The sequence below is a fragment of the Vibrio sp. SCSIO 43132 genome, assembly GCF_019904195.1.
GTDB classification, from domain to species: Bacteria; Pseudomonadota; Gammaproteobacteria; order Enterobacterales; family Vibrionaceae; genus Vibrio; species Vibrio nigripulchritudo.
Genome location: NZ_CP063199.1, coordinates 2,631,374 through 2,652,117, shown reverse-complemented (window position 1 = coordinate 2,652,117; position 20,744 = coordinate 2,631,374). Strand labels below are relative to the sequence as shown.

Annotated in this window: 19 protein-coding genes; 11 read left to right on the top strand and 8 right to left on the bottom strand. The window is 45.4% G+C overall.

The features are described from left to right. Positions 1 to 37 precede the first annotated feature (37 nt). The gene (rplY, locus tag INR79_RS11815; RefSeq protein WP_223094373.1) at positions 38 to 316 is read right to left on the bottom strand and encodes a 50S ribosomal protein L25; all 279 of its coding nucleotides are present in this window, start codon (positions 314 to 316) and stop codon (positions 38 to 40) included. Positions 317 to 601: 285 nt separating this feature from the next. Between rplY and INR79_RS11810 the strand changes: the two genes are divergently transcribed. Continuing rightward, positions 602 to 1,327, top strand: coding sequence for a glycosyltransferase family 2 protein (locus INR79_RS11810; RefSeq protein ID WP_223094371.1), 726 nt, complete (start codon positions 602 to 604; stop codon positions 1,325 to 1,327). Continuing rightward, positions 1,327 to 2,616 carry an LssY C-terminal domain-containing protein gene (locus tag INR79_RS11805; protein WP_223094369.1) on the top strand — a complete coding sequence of 430 codons (1,290 nt, stop codon included), beginning with the start codon at positions 1,327 to 1,329 and terminating at the stop codon, positions 2,614 to 2,616. Before INR79_RS11810 ends, INR79_RS11805 begins: the two co-directional genes overlap by 1 nt. Positions 2,617 to 2,725: 109 nt before the next feature. On the opposite strand, the gene INR79_RS11800 is transcribed toward INR79_RS11805, so the two are convergent. The 5 genes from INR79_RS11800 to INR79_RS11780 form a co-directional block, all read right to left on the bottom strand. Further along, positions 2,726 to 4,075, bottom strand: a complete 1,350-nt coding sequence (locus tag INR79_RS11800; RefSeq protein ID WP_022611051.1) for an ATP-binding protein — start codon at positions 4,073 to 4,075, stop codon at positions 2,726 to 2,728. Beyond that, positions 4,065 to 4,724, bottom strand: a complete 660-nt coding sequence (locus INR79_RS11795) for a response regulator transcription factor (RefSeq protein WP_022551092.1) — start codon at positions 4,722 to 4,724, stop codon at positions 4,065 to 4,067. Before INR79_RS11795 ends, INR79_RS11800 begins: the two co-directional genes overlap by 11 nt. Before the next feature lie 9 nt (positions 4,725 to 4,733). Beyond that, a complete protein-coding gene (locus INR79_RS11790) occupies positions 4,734 to 5,132 on the bottom strand; it encodes a PepSY domain-containing protein (protein ID WP_022551091.1) in 399 nt (132 codons plus the stop codon). A gap of 154 nt (positions 5,133 to 5,286) precedes the next feature. Then, the gene (locus INR79_RS11785) at positions 5,287 to 5,487 is read right to left on the bottom strand and encodes a hypothetical protein (RefSeq protein WP_223094367.1); all 201 of its coding nucleotides are present in this window, start codon (positions 5,485 to 5,487) and stop codon (positions 5,287 to 5,289) included. 283 nt (positions 5,488 to 5,770) lie between these two features. Then, on the bottom strand, positions 5,771 to 6,631 hold the full coding sequence (locus INR79_RS11780) for a LysR family transcriptional regulator (RefSeq protein WP_223094365.1): 861 nt from the start codon (positions 6,629 to 6,631) through the stop codon (positions 5,771 to 5,773). 107 nt (positions 6,632 to 6,738) lie between these two features. On the opposite strand from INR79_RS11780, the gene INR79_RS11775 reads away from it, so the two are divergent. Then, positions 6,739 to 7,110, top strand: coding sequence for a YybH family protein (locus INR79_RS11775; protein ID WP_022602114.1), 372 nt, complete (start codon positions 6,739 to 6,741; stop codon positions 7,108 to 7,110). A gap of 25 nt (positions 7,111 to 7,135) precedes the next feature. Here INR79_RS11775 and INR79_RS11770 read toward each other — a convergent pair whose 3' ends face one another. Beyond that, positions 7,136 to 8,872 (bottom strand): DEAD/DEAH box helicase, encoded by a 1,737-nt coding sequence (locus INR79_RS11770; protein WP_223094363.1) that lies wholly within the window; start codon positions 8,870 to 8,872, stop codon positions 7,136 to 7,138. Between the two features lie 71 nt (positions 8,873 to 8,943). Here INR79_RS11770 and rsuA point away from each other — a divergent pair, with 71 nt between their 5' ends. From rsuA to INR79_RS11755, 3 genes are all read left to right on the top strand, one after another. Continuing rightward, complete coding sequence (gene rsuA, locus INR79_RS11765) at positions 8,944 to 9,636, top strand: 16S rRNA pseudouridine(516) synthase RsuA (protein ID WP_223094361.1); 693 nt, start codon at positions 8,944 to 8,946, stop codon at positions 9,634 to 9,636. Positions 9,637 to 9,999: 363 nt separating this feature from the next. Then, on the top strand, positions 10,000 to 11,190 hold the full coding sequence (locus tag INR79_RS11760; RefSeq protein WP_223094359.1) for a Bcr/CflA family multidrug efflux MFS transporter: 1,191 nt from the start codon (positions 10,000 to 10,002) through the stop codon (positions 11,188 to 11,190). Continuing rightward, positions 11,190 to 11,849, top strand: a complete 660-nt coding sequence (locus INR79_RS11755) for a DUF2913 family protein (RefSeq protein ID WP_022599087.1) — start codon at positions 11,190 to 11,192, stop codon at positions 11,847 to 11,849. The genes INR79_RS11760 and INR79_RS11755 overlap by 1 nt, the downstream gene beginning before the upstream one ends. Before the next feature lie 39 nt (positions 11,850 to 11,888). On the opposite strand, the gene INR79_RS11750 is transcribed toward INR79_RS11755, so the two are convergent. Continuing rightward, positions 11,889 to 13,340: a DUF2867 domain-containing protein gene (locus INR79_RS11750; protein ID WP_223094357.1), complete on the bottom strand. Its 1,452-nt coding sequence runs from the start codon at positions 13,338 to 13,340 to the stop codon at positions 11,889 to 11,891. Positions 13,341 to 13,440: 100 nt separating this feature from the next. On the opposite strand from INR79_RS11750, the gene INR79_RS11745 reads away from it, so the two are divergent. The 5 genes from INR79_RS11745 (at position 13,441) to nhaA (ending at position 20,692) form a co-directional block, all read left to right on the top strand. After that, positions 13,441 to 14,820 carry an MATE family efflux transporter gene (locus tag INR79_RS11745; protein ID WP_004402321.1) on the top strand — a complete coding sequence of 460 codons (1,380 nt, stop codon included), beginning with the start codon at positions 13,441 to 13,443 and terminating at the stop codon, positions 14,818 to 14,820. A 128-nt stretch (positions 14,821 to 14,948) separates the two neighbouring features. Next, a complete protein-coding gene (locus INR79_RS11740; RefSeq protein ID WP_022602125.1) occupies positions 14,949 to 15,620 on the top strand; it encodes an ABC transporter ATP-binding protein in 672 nt (223 codons plus the stop codon). Further along, positions 15,601 to 18,054 carry an ABC transporter permease gene (locus INR79_RS11735; protein ID WP_223094355.1) on the top strand — a complete coding sequence of 818 codons (2,454 nt, stop codon included), beginning with the start codon at positions 15,601 to 15,603 and terminating at the stop codon, positions 18,052 to 18,054. The genes INR79_RS11740 and INR79_RS11735 overlap by 20 nt, the downstream gene beginning before the upstream one ends. Position 18,055: 1 nt before the next feature. Beyond that, complete coding sequence (locus tag INR79_RS11730; RefSeq protein ID WP_223094353.1) at positions 18,056 to 19,174, top strand: lipocalin-like domain-containing protein; 1,119 nt, start codon at positions 18,056 to 18,058, stop codon at positions 19,172 to 19,174. A gap of 348 nt (positions 19,175 to 19,522) precedes the next feature. Then, the gene (nhaA, locus tag INR79_RS11725; protein ID WP_004402317.1) at positions 19,523 to 20,692 is read left to right on the top strand and encodes a Na+/H+ antiporter NhaA; all 1,170 of its coding nucleotides are present in this window, start codon (positions 19,523 to 19,525) and stop codon (positions 20,690 to 20,692) included. Positions 20,693 to 20,744 lie beyond the last annotated feature (52 nt).

The following is a 20,744-nucleotide window of genomic DNA, read 5'->3' as shown; positions in this document are numbered from 1 at the left end:
AAGGTAGGATCTATCCGATTAATTCCCTGGTAAGGAATTAGATGCGGATGAAGTCCATGTGCTCAACTTTTGGCTTGAACGCGTGACGTTGTACGTCCTGCGGCTTAACCTTAACTTCTGTACCGTCAATCACTAGAGTGATTGTCTCGTAGAACTCAGGCTTGTCCATTTGGTTGATAATATCGTCGTGGTTTAGAGCGATAGAAACAGGTGCTGCTTCACCACCGTAAACGATTGCTGGGAATTGACCAGCGTGACGTAGGCGGCGGCTCGCACCCTTACCTTGTTCAGTACGTACTACTGCTTCGAATTTCATATTATTTACTCTCAAATAGTAAAATTAAAACTTCACCATCAACATAGCGACCTAGTTGATGATGCTTTGCTCAGTTGTCAAAGCAATGACAACGAACAGCGAGCGCGGATACTAACATTCTCCCCATTCTTGAGCAAGATAATTCATTCATAAACAAAGCACTTCAGAGAATCATTGAATTCACGTTTACAGAACAATGAACCGAATGTGAACTTTACTATCACAAATAGTTAATGACAGCCTTGTTAATTTCACTCTGCAATCTAAAAGACAGAGGGAAATCTTATGAAACCAATCAGCGTTATTGTCATTACATTGAATGAAGAAAAACGAATTTCAAACTTACTTAAAGATTTAAGTGCACAAACTTATCGCAATTTTGAAGTGGTGGTCGTTGACTCAAACAGTGACGATGCGACTTTGGAAATCGCCGAGGCATTCAAAGACTCTTTGCCGGCTCTGAAGACCCACAATATGGGGGAGCGTGGCGTCAGTTTGGGACGAAATACCGGAGCATCGCTGGCAACTCACAATCGCTTGTTGTTTTTAGATGCCGATGTTCGCCTGAGACCTTCATTCCTGCAAAATGCGATGGAGAAACTGGAAGAGACCAAGCTTGAAGTCGCAGGTGTCTACATGGGCTCCAAAGGTTTACCTGTGGCACACAAAGCAGGATACGCATTATTTAATGCTGGATTATTTACCACACAGTTTTTCTTTCCAACCGCAGTCGGCGCTTGCATTTTCTCCACCAAGCGCGCTCACGACGATCTGAAAGGCTTCGACGAGGAGATCACCTTATGCGAAGACTGTGACTACGTAAAACGCGCTAGCCAGACCTGGCGTTTTCGATTCTTACCAATGACATTCGAATTCGATCCCCGCCGACTGGATCAAGATGGTTTTGTTTCGACAGGGGCGCTGTATCTGAAAGCGAATCTTCGCCGTTTCTTCTTCGGAGAGATGCGAAATCAGGAAATGGAATACAATTTCGGACATTACACTAGCTAATGGATATTTTAATACTGTTCGGTGGCGCATTCTTGGATGCGCTGATCGGACCAAATTTAATTGTCATGGGTGAGCCCTTTCTTCTCGCCGCTGGCTATTTGTTACAGCAGGGCACTACATTAGGGGTTATAGCTGTAATTGCAGGCGCTATCGTCGGCGATCATCTTAGCTTTGGGTTGGGAAGGTATTGGGGTAATCCCATTCAGAAAAAGCTTATCAGAAAATTCCCTAAATTACGGAGGGTGTTCGCCCGTGCCCGGATTCTGATGAGAAAGAGGGGAGTGTGGGTTATCACTTTTGCCCGTTTACTAGGACCAATATCTTGGGTCGTCCCTTTTATCGCAGGCAGCCACGGTTACAAGTGGAGAAAGTTCGCTGTCTACGATTCAATTGGCATCTTACTTGGCGTTGGTCAATTTGTTGCCTGGGGCTATCTGATTGCAGCAGGGCTAGAGACATTCAACTGGCTGAACGATGCTAAAGTATTTGTGGCTGAACATAAGGTATTACTTGGGTTCTTATTCATTTTCGGTGTGCTTGGGATATATTGGCTTAAAAACGCAGGATTGAAGAAAACCGCAATTCGTATGGCTTTCGTTGGCATGATAGGCATGTTGTCGATTAACTATCATCATTTCTTCATTCAAAACTTGCCAGCGAAGTCTGCTCAGGTATCGACATACGATCAAAAAAACTGGTTGGGTAAGAATTTTCAGGCATTTCCTGGGCTTTCTAAAGTCTACAGTTCTCAGGCAGTGAACTTAATTTATGTTGGCGAATCCCCAAATGATCTCATGAAAGAGCTTGGTTGGATTGAGAATCAAACATTCAGCCGAGACAAATTCCGCCTAACAGAATATGTTGATTTGTTGAAGAATCAAACACCTCCCATATCCGATTTGTATTGGAATAATGAACCTCAATGGTTTGCGTACCAACAAAAAGGAGACTTGCTCAATCGAAGTCATGTACGTTGGTGGTATGCAGGGCATTCATCACAGGCAGGACAACCGGTTTGGGTAGGAGCGATCAGCTATGACGCAGGTCTAAAAGTATCTCACTACAAAGGCATCGTAACCGTACTTCATAAAGTTGATCCCAATGTTGATGAAGAGCGAGATCGGCTTGGTGATGCTATCGCAACCAGCCAGCAGTGGGAATCTACGCCATTAAAAGTCGCTGATCCAAGTATTCTCAATGACCAGCAGGATTATTACTCAGACGGTTATGCTCTGGTCATTCAGCCTACAACCATGCAATTTAATACCGCCAGCCTCATAACCCGTTAAAGTAAAAAGCCCTTGGATATATCCTATATCCAAGGGCTTTCAGATCATACTTATTGTTACGTACCAAATCTGCTCGTTGTAAACTGTTTGGGTGACGCGTGCCTATGAACTAACGTTTACCCTGGCTATTACATAGATTAATAATCAGCTTGGCTTTGGTACCACCTGAAGAGCTATCTTCAAGAACAAGTTCCCCTCGGTAGCTGTGCGCCATTTCTTTCACAATATTAAGACCAAGACCTGAACCCGGTGTTTCTTCATCCAGCCTTACTCCACGCTTTAAAACGTGCTCTTTCATTTCGTTAGGAATACCGGGACCATCATCTTCAACTACCAAAGCGACTTGTTTGTCAGAGACGGTTTCGCTATAGACTCGGATTTGGGAGTTTGCCCACTTGTAGCCATTTTCTAGCAGATTGCCGAGCATTTCGTCCATGTCTGTCGATTCAACCGCGACTTTTAGGTCAGCCTCAAGTTCATTGATAAGTAAGATATCTCTGTCTGCAAACACTTTATCAAACGCGATAGATATGGCATCAACTTGTTCGCTTGGTTGACAGCTAACCGCGAGAATGTGCATTGAACCTGCCATGCGAGCCCGACCTAAGTGGTAATCGATTTGTTGCTGCAGATTTTGTACCGACGGTTCCAGCTTGGCTCGTGTTTCCGGATCAAGCAATGCCGCTTCATTTTTAAGAACGGAAATTGGGGTTTTCAGCGCATGGGAAAGGTTTCCTGCGTGGTTTCTCGCTCGCTGTAATAGCTCTTGATAATGGAAGAGCAGGGCGTTCAGATCTGAGGTGAGAGGTTGAATTTCCTTAGGGTAATGGTTTTCAAGAGCGCTTTGCTCACCAGAGCGGAGCTTATGGAGCTCTTTCTGCATTTTCCCAAGAGGTCTGAGCGACCACGAAACCTGAAGTCCAATTAACACCAGAATACCAACAAACAGCATTGTAAGTACCAACCAAACCTGACCCATCAAAGCATGTAACGTGTCTTCAAGTGGCTGTTCGTCTAACCCAACGGTAATAGTGATTGGAGAAGAAAAATCGGGAAGATATATATTTCTCTGAATATAAATAAGCTTTTCGCCGTTGGCGCCTCTCGCTCCTTTAAAGCGCTTAAATGTAATAAGCTGATCCCAAAGAGAGCGTGAGCGCATGACTTGATTCTCAGTCGCCGCCATCCAATACAACCCACTGTAGGGGCGATTGAACCTTGGGTCAGACAATCGAAATGGCATCACCATTCTGCCGTGAACATCCACATCAATGTTTGCGGTGAGCTCATCCAAAGACAAACTCAATTGTTGGCGAATGTCTTCTTTAAGGTAATCTTTGATTAAGTTTGGGATCAAAAGACCGGCGGCGAATATCATCAGCCCTAGCCAGATTACCGCAGCGGATAACAGGCGGTTTCTCAGGCTTAGGCTGCGAATAAAGGAAGGTTTAATTAGCATTCAATTGATATCCAAGACCTCGAACAGTCTTGATGACGTCAGGAGCGATTTTTTTGCGAATACGTCCGATAAAGACTTCGATGGTGTTTGAATCTCGATCAAAATCTTGTTTGTAGATATGCTCAACGAGCTCAGTGCGAGAGATGACCTTGTCGGCATTGTGCATGAAATACGCGACGACTTTGTATTCAAGGGCGGTCAGGCTGACGACTTGCCCTTGCCACAGAACCTTCGATGTTCTCGTATCTAAGCTAAGGTCGCCGACCTGCATAACAGGGGAGGCGTTACCGGAGGCTCGACGCAATTGAGCGCGAATTCGGGCAATGAGTTCAACCATCTCGAAAGGTTTAGTGAGGTAGTCGTCTGCACCAGCGTTTAACCCTTCCACACGTTGGGAAAGCGTATCTCGGGCACTCAGAATAATCACGGGAGTATTAATGTTCTCATCGCGAATGCCTTTTAAAACGGTCAAACCGTCAAGTTTGGGTAAGCCAAGATCCAGAACGATCATGTCCCATTCTTCAGAAGTGGCGCGATAAAGAGCATCAATGCCTTCTACCGAAAGTTCAGGAACCCATCCAGCCTGTTCTAAAGTTTCAATGATTTGCTCGCCCAAGCGAGGCTCGTCTTCCACAACTAATACTTTCATGAGCTCTTCTTATTGTGCGTGTTTCTTAATAACTTGATTTAGGTTTCTGCCTTTAATTTGCATCAATTCAAGCGTGCTCGCATCGTATTCTACTTTGATGACATTTTCGTCATGAACCAACCTTAGCTCATAAATCCATTGGTCGTCATCTTCATCAAGTTCTACGCGAATTACGCGACCATTAAGCTGCTCTGCTACTGCTTTGTAGAGTGCAGAAAAAGGCTGAATTCGTCCTTCCTGAACGGCCTCATAGACATCGTCTTGATCTTCATCGATTTCAATACGAGTTCCCTCGTGGGGCACATCAATTACGACAGATTGAGGAGAGACATCTTGAAAAGCATACACATAACCTATCCCAGCAGCGAGAAAGGTTGCGGTAAAGACAGCGATAGGATGTCGAAACATAGACTTACCTTAAAAGCATTAACTTCCATCGAGTATAAACATGTCAAAATGAATGGAAAGTGAACTTGTTCTTAAGGTCTCTGAAATGCGAATTTCAGCAGGGGAATTGAGGAAAATGGGAAGCAGTAGCAAAAAAGTCACTACTGCTAGGTGATTATGAAGAAACAACGCGTTTGCGTTTGTAAGCAATCACAGCCAGTACGATAAAAGCATTCAAAGCGAGCATTTCCTGCTCCTCGGGTATTTTTCCGTAAACATAGGCAAATGCTATTGCAATGGCAGCGATACTCGAGAGTTTTCTGAATAGCTGTAAGAATGTGCTCAAGGTATCCTCTAGGTTAGAAACGATCATCATAAAAAAAGCCCGCAAGTTATGCGGGCAAAAAAAGATACTTCAATCATAATCGCAGGACGCCTATGAAAAAGCGAACCTGCGGTAAGTTTGCATAGTATTTCGTTGCCGTTCAATCAAACCAGTTAAACAAGAAAGGCAATCAATTCAGAATGCTGAAACTGGTTAGAAGAAAGGCGCACATTCTACATACGCAATATGAATCCGTCCTTACGGATTAGCTCAATTGTTTATAAAATTAACCATTTATTACAAAATTATACTTGAGTGTAGCAATGGGTTTGCATCAATGGGTGTGGTTCAACTGTGCGGTAACAGCATCAATTGCCATGGATACAGATAAGGGTACAGAGGTTTGAAAAGGATGCAGTGCGAACACCGGGCTGGATCTCAATGTATAGCCTTCCATGACCGGAATTAAATCTGTGCGGCTTTTCACTATTACGTCTGGAACCAGACCAACTCCCATTCCACTCGCAATTAAAGAAGCAGTCTGATGTAGGTTATTTGTATGATGTGATGCTATGAATGCCAATTTGATTTTCTCACCATCAGAGTCACTGGTTAGTACGTGTGATATGTTCTTACCCTGCCAGTGATTTGCCACGTAAGGGACATTTTTTAGGGAAACGTTTTTGACTAGTCCTTTGCAAAGCACGTCACGAATTTCCCCAATCTTCTTTTGTCGATAACTACTGTCCCGAGACTGCCCAACACGTATTGCCAAATCGATGTTATGGGTCATCAAATCGAGTTGTTCATCGCTACCTATCAAGTTGAGCGATACAGCTGGATAGCGACTGAACGCGTTTGATAGAGCAGGGATCACAATGCTATCCATTAAGGCATGAGGTGCCGTAATCGTTATTTTCCCACTCGGTTCGGTTTGCTGTTTCTGTACCTCTTCCCAAGCTAGGTTGGCGATGGCATCCATTTCGCAACAGTGTTGATAGAAACTTTCTCCTGCCTGAGTGAGTGATTGTTTTCTAGTGGTTCGCTTCAATAGAATTGTTTTGAGTTCGGACTCAAGTTGTTTGAGGTGCTGACTTAGAACAGATTTAGATAAATCAAGCCTTTCCGCCGCTTTGGTTATTGATCCGGATTCGACGATAGTCTTGAAAAGGGTCATTTGACGAAATCTATCCATAATTGTTCCATTTAATTAAACAGTGATTTCTTGTTAGTTTGTTTTTCTTTACTAATCATATCGGTAAATTTCTTGTTATTCACTCATTCGAATAATGGAACAAAGATATGTCTCAAAATGTACTTGAAGCGTGCAAAGCAGGTATCGCAGCTTGGCAGCAGGCGTTTAATAATGGTAATGCGAAAGGCTGTGCCGCTCAGTATGCAGACGGAACAGAAATGGTTGCAAAACCATTTGGTACTTTCAAAGGAATCCAAGAGATAGAAGCGTTTTGGACGAACCTGATTCAACAAGGGTTTTCTCAGGTAGAGTATTCAGACGTAAAGTGGCACCCGGAGGGGGAGGATGGTTACGTTCTGACTTCCAAATGGCAGATGAATAAGGCATATGGGCTGGTTCATCGCGAGCATTGGAAAATCCAAAGCGATGGCAATGCTCGCTTAGTTTACGATGAGTTTGAAGTACTCGGTGAGCGGTAAGTGCTCGTTTGAAAAGAGTTAACGATTATTGAGTCAGCTCGTCGGCAAAGATCTTATCTCGCATTTTCCAGAATCGCCCAGATTTACGAGCAATTACAAACTGAGGGAGGCGAAATCGATGCTGGTGGTTGACCACCTTTGTGGGAGAGCTTTCTTCAAACGGGCGATGCTTGTCGGCAAGATGGGGTCTGACAAAGGCTTTGTGGAAAGTTTCTTTCTGCTTTTTCGTCGTTAATGACCAAAACTGATGGACTTGCGCATTGTTGTCGCCGAAATAGGTTACCTTTAGCTTAGACTTGCCTTTGTCGTCCTTGTGCACAGATAACTGCATATCTGTGCATTCAAAGACTAAAGCATCTTTAAGGTTTAGCGCCTCTTTTAGCTTTTTATCTGGATCAACGAGTGTGGCGTCGCATTCGTGGCAAATGCGTGCTGCAATGTCATTGTCTGCACCGCATTCCGGGCAGTATTTTGCGCGAAAACGGTAATCGCAATGTTCGCGAGTTCCGTCTTCTTCCTCAAAGTAGCCCTGACACTTTCTGCCGTAATGCTCAATAAGGAAACCCGCAGAGTCGAGCTTGCCCCAAAAGCTATTATTGAAGCCGCATGAAGGGCAGGGAATAGTGATGATCTCACTTTCCGAATCTGGTTTAGGGTTACCAATTTCTGGCTGATAGAGATCGTAGCTGTTCCCTGCGTAGTCCAATACCAGACATTCAGTCTTGCCCTCGGAAAGGCGAAGCCCTCGACCGACAATTTGCTGATAAAGACTGACGGATTCTGTCGGGCGCAAAATTGCAATTAAATCGACGTGAGGTGCATCAAAACCCGTCGTCAGAACTGATACATTAACCAGAAACTTGATGTCACGGTTTTTAAATGCCTGAATGATGCTGTCGCGCTCTTTGGTTTCCGTATCGCCAATCACAATAGAAGACTGGTCCTCTGGGAGTATGCTTAAAATCTCCTGAGCGTGTCGAACGGTAGCGGCAAATATCATTACTCCATGTCGCTGCTCGGCGTGATGAATGATTTGCTGAACAATTTGAGGAGTGGCTCGTTTGGATTGTTCAATCACCATGTCCATTTCGGACTCTTTGTAACGCCCGGTGGATGCAGGTTTTAACTTCGAGAAGTCGTAGCTTAAAACTGGGGCATCAACCATTTTGGCAGGGGTGAGAAAGCCTTCATCTAACAAGTAACGAATAGGGAGTTCGAATATACAGTCACGGAAAAATCGGGGCTCCTCACTTCGGACTAAGCCGCGAGTGTGGTATTGGTAAATCCAGCCCATACCTAAGCGATAAGGCGTTGCAGTAAGCCCAAGTACCTTGATCCCCGGGTTGATGGACTGAACATGACTGATAACCTTGCGGTAACTGCTGTTGGTGTTATCTGGTACGCGGTGACACTCGTCAATCACCAGAAGAGAAAACTGATTGGCAAAAGCATCCAGATTACGAACGACGGATTGAACAGAAGCAAATACTACCTGTTGATCGGTTTCTTTTCGCCCTAAACCCGCTGAGTAAACCGAGCCTTGCAAACCGTAACCTTCATATTTGGCGTGGTTTTGCTCTACCAGCTCTTTTACATGCGCAAGTACCAGTACTCGCCCCTTCGCAAGCCTGGCGAGTTCGGCGATAACCAAACTTTTACCAGCACCTGTGGGCAGCACGATAACGGCTGGGGAGCTGTTTTTGCGAAAGTAATGAACGACCGCTTTTACGGAGTCTGCTTGATAGGGGCGAAGGGTGTACATGTAATAATGAAAATCGTCACTTATTTTTGTTTGCTGGGTATAATACCCGACTTAGTAAAATTGAGGTATCCATGCGTTTAGACAAATTTCTCTGTGATGCTCTGGGAGCAACACGTAAAGAAGCCACCAAAATCATCAAAAGCGGTGACGTGACCGTTAACGGTGTAATGCAAAAGAGTGGCGCATTTAAAGTGACCAAAGAGTGCGATGTAGAATGGCAGGATCGACCTATTGCGATGCAAGGTCCACGCTACATCATGCTTTTTAAACCTGATGGTTTTGTTTGCTCACATGAAGACGGTTTTAACCACACTGCCTTTGTTCTGCTAGACGAAGTTAAAATGGAAAACCTTCATTTCGCAGGTCGCCTGGATGTAGACACTACAGGATTGGTTTTGATAACCGACGATGGAAAGTGGTCTCATCGCATTACATCTCCTAAACACAAGTGTGAGAAAACCTACCGTGTCTGGCTTGCTGATCCAGTTAAACAGGAGTATGTTGAGCAATTCAAACAGGGTATTGAACTGAGAAATGAAAAAGAACCAACACTTCCTGCTTACCTTGAGATTATTGACGATAATGAAGTGTTGTTAACCATTCATGAAGGAAAATACCATCAGGTGAAACGCATGTTTGCCGCACTGGGGAACAAAGTAGAAGCCTTACATCGTGAGCGCATCGGTGACATTTATCTGGATGAAGGTCTGGAGCCCGGTGAATACCGCTATCTTACTCAAGAAGAAATAGATTCCGTTTGGTAGTAAAGCAGTCTTTATGCATCGCTGCCTCTGAGTACTGACGCGTCCAGCTTTGGGCTGATAATTTGTATACCCAAGCGACCCCAATATGCCGGATTCAGAGCGAGATATTCTGTTTCGCTTCAAGGAAAAGAACGCAGTGGAATGATGAGTCCTTTCCAAGTTCTTTGACGATGAAGTGGAGCAGAATATACGCTCCCAAGGGCGAGTTTAACTGGCTTTCATACTGCGTTACCGATTTTTGATTTAGAGCCACTAGATCTTCAAATCGGTGTCTTGTCTGAAAGCCAGTTAATTCTCGCTGAACCAAGCATTTTGAGGTTGCTTGGGTATTAGCCTACTCTACTTTCTCTAATTAGGAGAGTTATGCCGTCTCAAACGACACCGCAACTCGGATTGTTGCTGTTTATTATTTTAGGCGCTATTGGTGCACTGACACCTTTAGCCATTGATATGTATTTGCCAGCAATGCCTACTATCGCAAAAGATCTAGGGGTGACTGCTGGTGAAGTCCAAATGACTTTGACCGCCTATACCCTTGGCTTTGCCTCTGGTCAGTTGTTACATGGTCCATTAGCCGACAGTTATGGTCGCAGACCGGTTTTATTAATTGGTGTGACTCTGTTTGGTCTCGCTGCCATTGTATCGGCTTCGACCAATGGAATTGATGCGCTAATGACAGTGCGGGTAGCTCAAGGGTTTGCAGGGGCGGGAGCCGCAGTCGTCATTCAGGCAGTGGTTCGCGACATGTTTGACCGCGAAGATTTTGCGCGCACCATGTCGTTTATCACCTTGGTTGTGACCTTGGCTCCTTTGGTTGCTCCAATGATTGGTGGGCACTTAGCCGTATGGTTTGGCTGGCGCTCTATTTTCTGGACGCTGGCTATATTTTCGGCGATTGTCATTGCGGCTGTACTTTGGAAAATTCCAGAGACTCTGGCACCTGAAAACAGGCAACCTTTGAACTTCAGAACGAGCCTGCGAAATTACGCCAAGCTATTTAAGAACCCGGTCGCACTTGGGCTTAATTTTTCTAGCGCTTTTTCTTTTTCCGGCATGTTCGTTTTTTTAACAGCGGGCTCTTTCGTATACATCGACCTTTATCATGTATCGCCTGATCAATTCGGTTACTTATTTGGTCTGAACATCATTTGTATGATCGCCATGACCGCACTAAATGGTCGGATTGTTAAGAAAATGGGTTCTCACTGGATGCTTAAGTTTGGGCTAGCCATTCAGCTCATAGCGGGTGTTGGCTTGTTTGTCGGCTGGCTATTTGATTTGGGGCTATGGGGTATCGTGCCTTTTGTCATGCTGTTTGTTGGTACCATCTCCACTATTGGTAGCAATAGCATGGCGTTACTACTCAGTGGTTACCCTACTATGGCCGGGACTGCTTCTTCATTGGCAGGTACACTAAGGTTCGGCATTGCCTCTATCATGGGAGCAGCCGTTGCATTGATGCCGTCCGACAGTGAAATCCCAATGATTATGATGATGTTCTTGTGTGCGGTATTATCCGCGCTGTTCTATTGGACGTTAGGAAGAAAAGCGTAATGTCTGCGTATCATATTGAAATTCAAAAACTGGTAAATGCTGCACTTGATGAAATGGGTCAGGAGCACGTGAAAGGGCGACTAACCAATGCGCCTGTCAGCAACACTAACTTTTTATTGCGCTGGATAACCAAATCCATAAAAGGGCAAAGGTTTCACCGCTTGGCGAGTGGCGACCTTATAAAGTGGCAAAAATCGGGAAGAAGTAAAGGGACTCAATTAGACCTGCCTACTTTGTTTCGTCAGATATCTACTCTTTACAGTGAACTTGCACCTGTTGACCAAGAACCAAAAGCCATTCTAGATAGTGAAATCGAAGCATTTATCGATTTTATGGAAGAGAAAGGCTGGGCAGTGTGTACAGAATACGATGCACGCGAAAAGATTCAGGTGTTTACCGAAGGTGACAGTTCATTCCTGCTTTGTTCGCATCAATGTGATGACTGCTTTGAAGGAGAAAACCTCGTCAAACCTATGAGTTGGTATGTTCGTGGAAATCATGCCGAGTTTGTTAAGCTGGCGACAGAGCAAGGTTTTTTGGTCCACAAAGTGACGGATTACAAATCCAAAGTGAAATACCACGGTGAGTACTTGATTTTCCCGAATAACCACGGACCGCAGCTGGCGGAAATACCAATTGGTTATGCGATGGATAGTTAAAGCCTACCAAAACTGTAAAGAGAGCCAAACGGCTCTCTTTTAGTTTGAGTTCTTTTCAGCCAGTTTTGTAATGGCTTTCACCATCCCTTTGAATACAAACAGATGGGCGGGCATCATGGCAAACCAGTAGAGCAACCCCAAGAAGCCTTTTGGATGCCACCAGGCTTTTACTTCAAGTTCTCTGTGCTCACCATGATCTCTCAAAGTGAATTCTAATCGTCCAAGCCCAGGACCTTTCATCCCAAACAGCAGAGAAACAAATTCGTTTTCCCGATGCTTAATAACTTTCCAGGAATCAATGGAATCGCCTTCCTTTAATGTGCCGTCACCTGGATGCTGTCTGATAGGCAGACCGCCGCCGAAAAGTACATCCAGCCACTCTCTTAATCGCCACAAACCTGTTGCGAAAAAATAGCCATGTTCAGCACTTCCAATTTGTTTTACATATGTCCATATTTCATTTGCCTGAGCATTTGATCGGATTTTAGCGCCTGTCTGCTTAGGGTAGTAACCAAAGCCGGGCTGCCATCGCTTAAGTGCCGCGGGGTCAAAACCCCAGACATTACTTCGCAAGTATTTTCCTTCACTGGCGATGGCGTTTGCTACTGCATCTTCAAAAGAAATTAACGACTGAGGGATCTGGCTTCGTATCTCGCGATTGTCAGCAATAAAATCGTGGGTGAGCCCAGCCAATAACGCCCGACCAACGCTGGAAGGCACTGAAGTGACTAACCCTAGCCAATAACCGGCAATGGCAGGTGTGAGCAGAGCAGTAGAGTAGATCTGGCGTTTTTCCCCGGTAATGTCACTGATGATTTCGAATTGCTGGCGATAGCTGACGATATCAGGACCGCCTGCTTCGTACATTTGATGCCTCGTAGGAGAGGTCTTTGCGAGTTCCAGTAAGTAGTGATTTAAGTTCTCCAGAGCGATAGGGTTTGCTTTGGAGTCTATCCACTTAGGGGCAATAATGACGGGTAAATTGTAGATAAAATCACGCATGATTTCGAAAGCTGCGCTTCCGGCACCTATGATAACGCCAGCTCGCAATTCTGTTACGGGAACCTTCGAAAGCCTCAGCGTTTCTCCTGTTTCTCTTCTGGCTTTTAAATGTCTGGAATCTCCTGTTTGCGGTTGCAGCGAGCTCAGGTAAATCACATGCTTTATATTGCTGTTATCCAAAGCTTCACGAAAATTAATCGCCAGAGACAATTCATAGTCCAGGAAGTCGTAGCCTTGAGCCATTCCGTGTACTAAGAAAAACGCTATATCGACATTTTTTACGGCATTCAGCGTCGCTTGCTTATCCGATAGATCGAGAAATTCTATGGTCAGGTCGGGATGAGGTGCGACTCTCTGCCTCAGATAGTCGATCTGGCGCGCGGTCGCAATGACTTCATATCCTTGCTCTAAAAGCTGTGGAATCAATTGTGATCCGACATACCCAGAAGCACCTAGCACTAACACACGAGTTTTTTCCATATAATCCATATACTTATTAATGTTATTCATATAGATTGATAGTTCGGATGAAATTATCGCCATTTATCCGCGCTCACCCCATATTTCTTACGGATGCTCAGAGGGACGTATGACATCAACCGCACATCTTGCATTTCAGCATACTCGAGGAGACTTTGTTCGCAAACTGTTCGCGATTGCCTTACCGATCACATTGCAAAGCATGATGTTTTCTAGCCGAGGCATGGTGGATGTTTTGATGTTGGGACAACTCGGTGAAGCTGAAATTGCCGCAGTTGGAATCGCCTCTCGTGCCATGTTCGTCACTACCATCATGCTAGTGGGCATCACTACCGGTGGTGCCATGCTTATCGCCCAATATTGGGGAGCAGCTAATCATCAGGGTGTGAAAGAAAGTACGGCATTAACCTGGATGATTTCGATGCTGGTGGCAGCGTTAACGGTGTTTGGGTTTGTCTTCTTTCCATCCGAGATAATGGCAATTGCGACCGATTCCCCTGAGGTCGTTGATCTTGGAAAAGACTACATTATTCTTACCGCATTCAGCATGTTTGGTGTTGCCTGCGTTGCCAGTATGGCGGTGGGATTAAGGTCGATTCAAAAACCCGGGTTAAGTACATTTTTTAGCGGTATCGGAATTCTTTCGAATGTCTTTTTTAACTGGGTTTTGATCTTCGGTAACCTCGGCGCTCCTGCGCTCGGAATCAAAGGGGCAGCAATTGCAACGCTTATCAGCAGCTGTATTGAAGTCACCTGCCTGTTTGGTTACCTGTATTGGAAAAAACACCTTTTGTCGTTTGGTTTTAAAGAGATGGCAAAGGTCTGGAATATGGACACCGTTACCCGGTTTTTAAAACTGTCATTGCCAACGACCTTTAACTTTCTTGCATGGGCGGGTGGTTTATTTGCTTACCATGCCATATTAGGGCAAGCCGGAGTACAGGGATTGGCAGCGTTGTCCGTTATGACACCAGTAGAATCTATGTCACTCTGCTTGTTGATTGGAGTATCAAATGCATCCGCAGTGCTCATTGGCAACCAATTGGGTGCCAAAGATTACGAGTCGGTTTACTACCGGGCGATTGGTTTGGTAGCCATCAATATTGTTCTCGGCATAATCACTGCGACGGTGCTTTTTGTCGCTCAAATGTATATTTTGGATGCATTTACCGCGTTAACCGAAGAAACTCGGGCGTTAAGCGAGAAATTCATCTTGATTTTATGCGTGGGCATTGTCCTGCGATCTTTCCCAATGATGGCCATTGTCGGTATCTTGCGGGCGGGTGGGGATGTGAACTTTTGCCTTTATCAGGATCTGATAGCTCAATGGGTCATAGGTATTCCGGTAACGGCATTTTGTGCGATCGTATTGGGCTGGAAACCCGAGTTCATATTTGCTTTATTTTTGCTTGAAGAGCTCATTAAATGGTTCGGATCTTCATACCGTATAAAAAGCAAGAAGTGGATACGTAATTTGGTCGGAAATTGAACGAATATCGCTCTGATAATGTAACGAAGTGCATATAGTGTGATCCCTGCGTCAAAATGCTTCCTAGTCACAGGGTTTTAGTGTAGATTCTCTTACCTAATTTCTAACTAAGCCTGTTGAGTAAGTGAATGTTAAATCTTTCAGACCTATGTAAAGGGTACGTAGATGGTGGTGAATTTCATCCCGTACTGCAAGGGGCTGAATTAACGTTGGAGCAAGGTGAACAGCTAGCCCTAATGGGGGAAAGCGGCTCCGGAAAAAGCACTTTACTCAATCTCATTGCAGGTATCGATCAAGTCGACTCTGGCGAGATTTGGTTCGCCAAATTTGGTATGCACACCCAGCCAGAATATAAGCGCACAGCGTATCGTAGAAATAACATCGGGCACATCTTTCAGCAGTTCAATCTGCTTCCTACTCTGAATATTGCAGACAATATCCGCTTTTGTCGTCAGCTCAAAGGTCTTCCTGAAGACAGAGGATTGTGGCGCCAGATTTTGTCGGCCCTCGACCTCATGCCTTTATTGGGTCGCTATCCTGAGGAGGTATCCGGTGGACAGCAGCAACGTGCCGCCATTGCACGCGCTCTGTATATGGAACCGAAACTTCTCCTGGCGGATGAACCAACGGGCAGTCTGGACGAACGTAATGCCGAAGCCGTGATGCGATTGCTTACCACCCTGACCAAACAGCTGGATTGCACCTTGCTGCTGGTAACCCACAGTGAAAAAGTGGCGCAGCATATGGAAGGCTGCATTCGTCTTCAGGGAGGACAACTGCATGTTATGGCCCGTAGTTAAAGCACTACTCGGTCATTACAAGCGTCACCCGCTTCAGATTGTTTTAGTCTGGCTTGGTCTGACTCTCGGGGTTTCTCTTCTGGTTGGCGTTCTAGCCATTAACCACCATGCTAAACAAAGCTACAGCGCCGGCGAAAAGCTGTTTTCAAACCCTTTACCTTATCGCATTCGACCTGTCCAAACCGCCAGCAAGATCCCTCAGGGTTTTTATGTTCAACTGCGGCGTGAAGGGTTTCACCAATGCATGCCGTTCGATGCTTACCGAATTTCTACCCAAACCGGTTTAGAACTGACCATTACCGGATTGGACCCTGTCGCCATGCTGGAATTGCAGCAAGGTGCCTCTCTTCGTGATATCAATACCCTTAAGCTGAAAGAGCCACCATATCCGATCATGGTCAGCTCCGATCTGGCGTCCCATTTAAATTGGAGAGATGGCGATTACATTCCTTTGGAAGATGGAAGCTTACTCGGACCACTTTTGGTTGATGAGCAGAACCTCCTTTCTGGTACCCGGGTTGTCGCAGATATCGCTTTGATTCGAATGCTCAGTCGCCGTACAGGGTTTGATCTTATCGCGTGCGGAAAAATGCCTCCAGAAAAAGTGGAGAAGCTCAAAGAGCTGCTTCCTAATGGCATGAAGTTCTCGCAGAATACCAGAGCCGAACTGGACTCACTGACTCTTGCGTTCCATACCAATTTAACCGCGTTGGGAATGCTTTCCTTCTTTGTAGGGTTGTTCATTTTCTATCAGGCAATGACGCTTTCTTTTGTCCAACGTCAGCCCCTTGTCGGTGTATTGCGCCAAACCGGGGTTTCGATGTGGCAACTTACCTTGGCTCTGGTATACGAGCTGATTTTCTGGATCCTGATTGCATGGCTTTGTGGGAACGTGTTTGGCTTGTTCCTGGCTAACCAGCTAATGCCAACGGTTTCCGCAAGTTTAGAAGACCTTTACAACGCCAATGTGGGGCTTGATATCCAGTGGAGCTGGGAATGGAGCAAGAAGAGCCTTCTTGTTGCAATTATGGGGACGCTTCTGGCCTGTAGCTTCCCATTATTCCGTTTACTTCGTACTCAACCCGCGCGTCTGAGTACCAAATTGTCGATTGTTCGCTTTGCAGGTAAAGAGTTTACGTTTCAGGCGATGCTTGCTTGCGTATTTTTGATTGCGGCGGTTGCCGTTCATCAGGCTAACCAAACTCAGGAATCGGGCTTTGCCTTGATAGCGCTGCTTCTGATTAGTGTCGGTTTGTTCATGCCATGGGTGGTGTGGAAAATTTTTAATATTCTTTCTTTCTCGCTGACTTGGGTGAAAGCTCGTTGGTTCTTTGCTGATTGTGCTGCCAGTATGAGTTACCGAGGCGTTGCGGCAATGGCGTTTATGCTGGCGCTTGCCACCAACATTGGCGTTGAGACCATGGTTGGTAGTTTTCGTGAGACAACCGACAAATGGCTGACCCAACGTTTGGCTGCCGACGTTTATGTGATGCCAACTAACAGTATTGCCAAGCGAATGAGTTCTTGGCTAGATGACCAAGATGAGGTCAAAGAGGTCTGGTGGCGCTGGGAGAAAGACATCAATAACATTGATGGGACACTTCAAGCCGTCAGTACCGGAAATTCTACAGGTGAGAAAGGCGCTTTGACTATCAAAGTGGCTATTCCAGATTACTGGTTCTACCTTCACCATTCCCAAGGTGTGATGGTTAGTGAATCGATGGCGATTAAACTGGGCATTCGCGCAGGTGATTATATTCAGCTTCCTGCACCTCTGGAAAGCAACTGGCAGGTGGTGGGCGTCTATTATGATTACGGAAACCCATACAATCAGGTGATGTTGTCGCATCGAAACTGGCTGACACATTTTGCTAATCAGGGTGAAGTGGGCTTAGGCATCATTATGGAAGATGGAGCTGAAACCAGCATTTTACTCAGAAAGTTGAATCAAGAATTCAAGCTTTCTCCTGAACGAGTTTACGACAACAATAAGGTGCATGATCAGGCTCTGAAAGTGTTTGACCGTACCTTTGGTATCGCAGGAACTCTGGGGAATATCACTTTAGTTATCGCTGTGTTTGGGCTGTTCTTCGCAACTCTTGCAGGTGAGATATCACGACAACGTCACTTTGCGCTTCTCCGGTGCTTTGGGTTGTCTGCGAAAGAGCTGGTGCTTTTAGGTGGCTTACAGCTGCTTGTGTTGGGGGCTTTTTCTGCGCTAATCGCTATTCCTCTCGGGTTGGTTTTGGCAGATCTGATGATTGACGTTGTTCTGAAGCAATCTTTTGGCTGGACGATGCAGCTGGAAGTTATTCCTTGGGAATACGGGGCAACATTTGCCTGGTCGTTCAGTGCGCTTATGATTGCCGGAGCTTGGCCTGTGTTTAATATGGTTCGCAAAACACCGATGAAATCTCTAAGGGACGCTCTGTAGAATGGCACGCCCCACCAAACTTAAAATATTTCCTATTCTGTTTTCTATCATTGCCCTGAGCGGTATTGGCTGGATCTTTTATGACTCATTTTACGGTGGCGTAACTGGGGAACATCACAACGAAGTGAATGCGGTGCTGATAGGCAGCAAAGACGCAGTATTTGAACCTGTCTTACCTGATGATCCTGTTGCTATTCCCGAGGATTTTAAAGAACACCCAGAGTTTCAACACGAATGGTGGCACTTTTTCGCCAACGTACAGGACGAGCAAGGTGAGCACTACGGGATACAGTGGAGCTTTTTCCGAATCGCCAATGACGAACGTGAAATGAGTGGTTGGCAAAGCCCTCAGATGTACCTGTCTCACGCTGTTATTACCTCGAATCAAACCAGTATTAAAGAACAACGCGTTGCTCGAGGGGGTATTGGGCAGGCGGGTATTCAGGAACTGCCTTTTGGTATGTGGATAGACAACTGGCGTTGGAAAACCACGGGTAGCTCACCATTTCCGGGTAGCTTACATATCTCGACGGATGAGTTTGAATTGAATCTGGATAGCACTGCCATCGGTCCCTATGTGGTTAACGGCGAGCTGGGTTACCAGATCAAACACGATTTATTGCCTGTTGCATCCTATAGCATTAGCGCACCTTTTATCAGGACGAAAGGTGAACTAACTCTTGGAGGCAAGACCTATCGGGTACAAGGCGAAGCCTGGTTCAACAAAGAATGGGGCAGTGGTCTGCTGGCGGAAGGTCAGCAAGGCTGGGATCAATTTGCGTTGCGTCTGGAAGACGGAAGAACGTTGATGGTTAACCAATATCGCCATATCCGTCAGCCGTCCTATACTTTTGGTACATTAGCAAACCGCAAAGGTGATGTTGTAGTGTTGCAAGGTGACGAATTAGAAATTATCCCAATAAGTAATTCTACCCTTCGCAACGGTCGTACTTTACCCCTTCAGTGGATTATTAATGTACCGGAGCACAATATCAATCTGACGACACGAGTGATGAAAGCAGAGCAGTGGCTACCCTTTGCGATTCCATACTGGGAAGGACCAATAGTGGCAACGGGAAGCCATGATGCCATTGGTCTGATGCAGTTAACCGGCTATTGAATGAATAGGATTTACAGTTCCTAACGATTCAAAATAAGCATTCACTCTCATAATTCGATTCAGAAAAAACCGTGTTCTTGTAGCGCGGTTTTTTTGTAGCTATAAATAGCGAATAAGTTGCAACGAATAGCCTTATAAACTGTGAAGAGGTTTACACTTAGGTAAGACGTAACAGGCAGCTTGAGAATAACAGTAAGGAATACTCTGGTTAAAACATGGTTATCTTCGGAAATACCGATGTTTTGACTCTGAACAAGCGATTTTTCTAAGACCAAGTCACATTATAAACTTTGGCGTATTGTTTGTTAGCAATCTATTAACAAAAGTAGATAAAAAAAGGGCGATATCATGAATGATGTCATAAAACACTTTTTTAAGATGGAATCAGCGGGTGGCATAATCTTGGTAATTGCAGCAGCAATTGCAATGTTTGTAGCAAACTCTCCACTTAATGAAATGTACCAAGCCGGTCTTCATACCTACATCTTGGGCATGTCCGTCTCTCACTGGATCAATGACGGCTTAATGGCTGTATTCTTCCTTCTCATTGGTCTAGAAGTAAAACGCGAACTTCTCGAAGGTGCTTTAAAATCGAAAGAAACAGCCATCTTTCCAGCCATTGCCGCTGTCGGCGGTATGCTAGCACCAGCACTTGTTTATATTGCCTTCAATAGCGGTGACCCAACAGCAATGCAAGGTTGGGCAATTCCTGCGGCAACCGATATTGCATTTGCACTGGGTATCATGGCGCTGCTGGGTAAACGTGTACCAGTTAGCCTGAAGGTTTTCCTGCTTGCGCTGGCTATCATCGACGACTTGGGTGTTGTTGTTATCATTGCTCTGTTCTACACAGGTGAGCTATCAACAACCGCGCTGCTGATAGGCTTTGTCGCCACCGCTGTACTGTTCTTTATGAACAGCAGGCACATCACCAAACTTCGTTGGTATCTGATTGTCGGATTCATCTTGTGGGTAGCGGTACTTAAATCTGGTGTTCACGCAACACTTGCCGGTGTGGTGATTGGCTTCGCTATCCCACTCAAAGGCAACGAGGGTGAAAGATCTCCACTGAAACATCTGGAGCATTCATTACACTCTTACGTAGCGTTCCTGATTCTGCCTATCTTTGCGTTTGCGAATGCGGGTATTTCGCTGGAAGGTGTTTCGCTTTCAGGTCTGACGGACATGCTTCCGCTAGGTATTGCGCTAGGTCTGCTTGTTGGTAAACCTCTGGGTATCTTCAGCTTTAGCTGGGCCGCTGTAAAACTTGGTGTAGCAAGGCTACCAGAGGGAATCAACATGGTGCACATCTTTGCGGTGTCGGTTCTGTGTGGTATCGGCTTTACGATGTCGATATTCATCTCCGGGTTAGCGTTTGTCGATGTAAGTGCCGAGTTCGATACTTATTCAAGGCTGGGTATTTTGATGGGGTCAACAACCTCCGCAATTCTTGGATACCTGTTGCTTCATTTCTCACTGCCTAAAGAGCCAGTGGTTGTAGAAGAAGTACAACACTAAGCGTTAGAAAAAACAAAACCCCGCTAGAGATAGCGGGGTTTTTTCGTTGTAT

What these genes read in the sequence shown, in the direction of transcription:
- INR79_RS11750 (WP_223094357.1), bottom strand. Translation starts at nt 13,340, where the DNA reads ATGGATTATATGGAAAAAACTCGTGTGTTAGTGCTAGGTGCTTCTGGG.
- INR79_RS11740 (WP_022602125.1), top strand. Translation starts at nt 14,949, where the DNA reads ATGTTAAATCTTTCAGACCTATGTAAAGGGTACGTAGATGGTGGTGAA.
- INR79_RS11755 (WP_022599087.1), top strand. Translation starts at nt 11,190, where the DNA reads ATGTCTGCGTATCATATTGAAATTCAAAAACTGGTAAATGCTGCACTT.
- INR79_RS11730 (WP_223094353.1), top strand. Translation starts at nt 18,056, where the DNA reads ATGGCACGCCCCACCAAACTTAAAATATTTCCTATTCTGTTTTCTATC.
- INR79_RS11795 (WP_022551092.1), bottom strand. Translation starts at nt 4,724, where the DNA reads ATGAAAGTATTAGTTGTGGAAGACGAGCCTCGCTTGGGCGAGCAAATC.
- INR79_RS11770 (WP_223094363.1), bottom strand. Translation starts at nt 8,872, where the DNA reads ATGTACACCCTTCGCCCCTATCAAGCAGACTCCGTAAAAGCGGTCGTT.
- INR79_RS11810 (WP_223094371.1), top strand. Translation starts at nt 602, where the DNA reads ATGAAACCAATCAGCGTTATTGTCATTACATTGAATGAAGAAAAACGA.
- INR79_RS11760 (WP_223094359.1), top strand. Translation starts at nt 10,000, where the DNA reads ATGCCGTCTCAAACGACACCGCAACTCGGATTGTTGCTGTTTATTATT.
- INR79_RS11785 (WP_223094367.1), bottom strand. Translation starts at nt 5,487, where the DNA reads ATGATGATCGTTTCTAACCTAGAGGATACCTTGAGCACATTCTTACAG.
- rsuA (WP_223094361.1), top strand. Translation starts at nt 8,944, where the DNA reads ATGCGTTTAGACAAATTTCTCTGTGATGCTCTGGGAGCAACACGTAAA.
- INR79_RS11800 (WP_022611051.1), bottom strand. Translation starts at nt 4,075, where the DNA reads ATGCTAATTAAACCTTCCTTTATTCGCAGCCTAAGCCTGAGAAACCGC.
- rplY (WP_223094373.1), bottom strand. Translation starts at nt 316, where the DNA reads ATGAAATTCGAAGCAGTAGTACGTACTGAACAAGGTAAGGGTGCGAGC.
- INR79_RS11735 (WP_223094355.1), top strand. Translation starts at nt 15,601, where the DNA reads ATGTTATGGCCCGTAGTTAAAGCACTACTCGGTCATTACAAGCGTCAC.
- INR79_RS11780 (WP_223094365.1), bottom strand. Translation starts at nt 6,631, where the DNA reads ATGGATAGATTTCGTCAAATGACCCTTTTCAAGACTATCGTCGAATCC.
- INR79_RS11790 (WP_022551091.1), bottom strand. Translation starts at nt 5,132, where the DNA reads ATGTTTCGACATCCTATCGCTGTCTTTACCGCAACCTTTCTCGCTGCT.
- INR79_RS11745 (WP_004402321.1), top strand. Translation starts at nt 13,441, where the DNA reads ATGACATCAACCGCACATCTTGCATTTCAGCATACTCGAGGAGACTTT.
- INR79_RS11805 (WP_223094369.1), top strand. Translation starts at nt 1,327, where the DNA reads ATGGATATTTTAATACTGTTCGGTGGCGCATTCTTGGATGCGCTGATC.
- nhaA (WP_004402317.1), top strand. Translation starts at nt 19,523, where the DNA reads ATGAATGATGTCATAAAACACTTTTTTAAGATGGAATCAGCGGGTGGC.
- INR79_RS11775 (WP_022602114.1), top strand. Translation starts at nt 6,739, where the DNA reads ATGTCTCAAAATGTACTTGAAGCGTGCAAAGCAGGTATCGCAGCTTGG.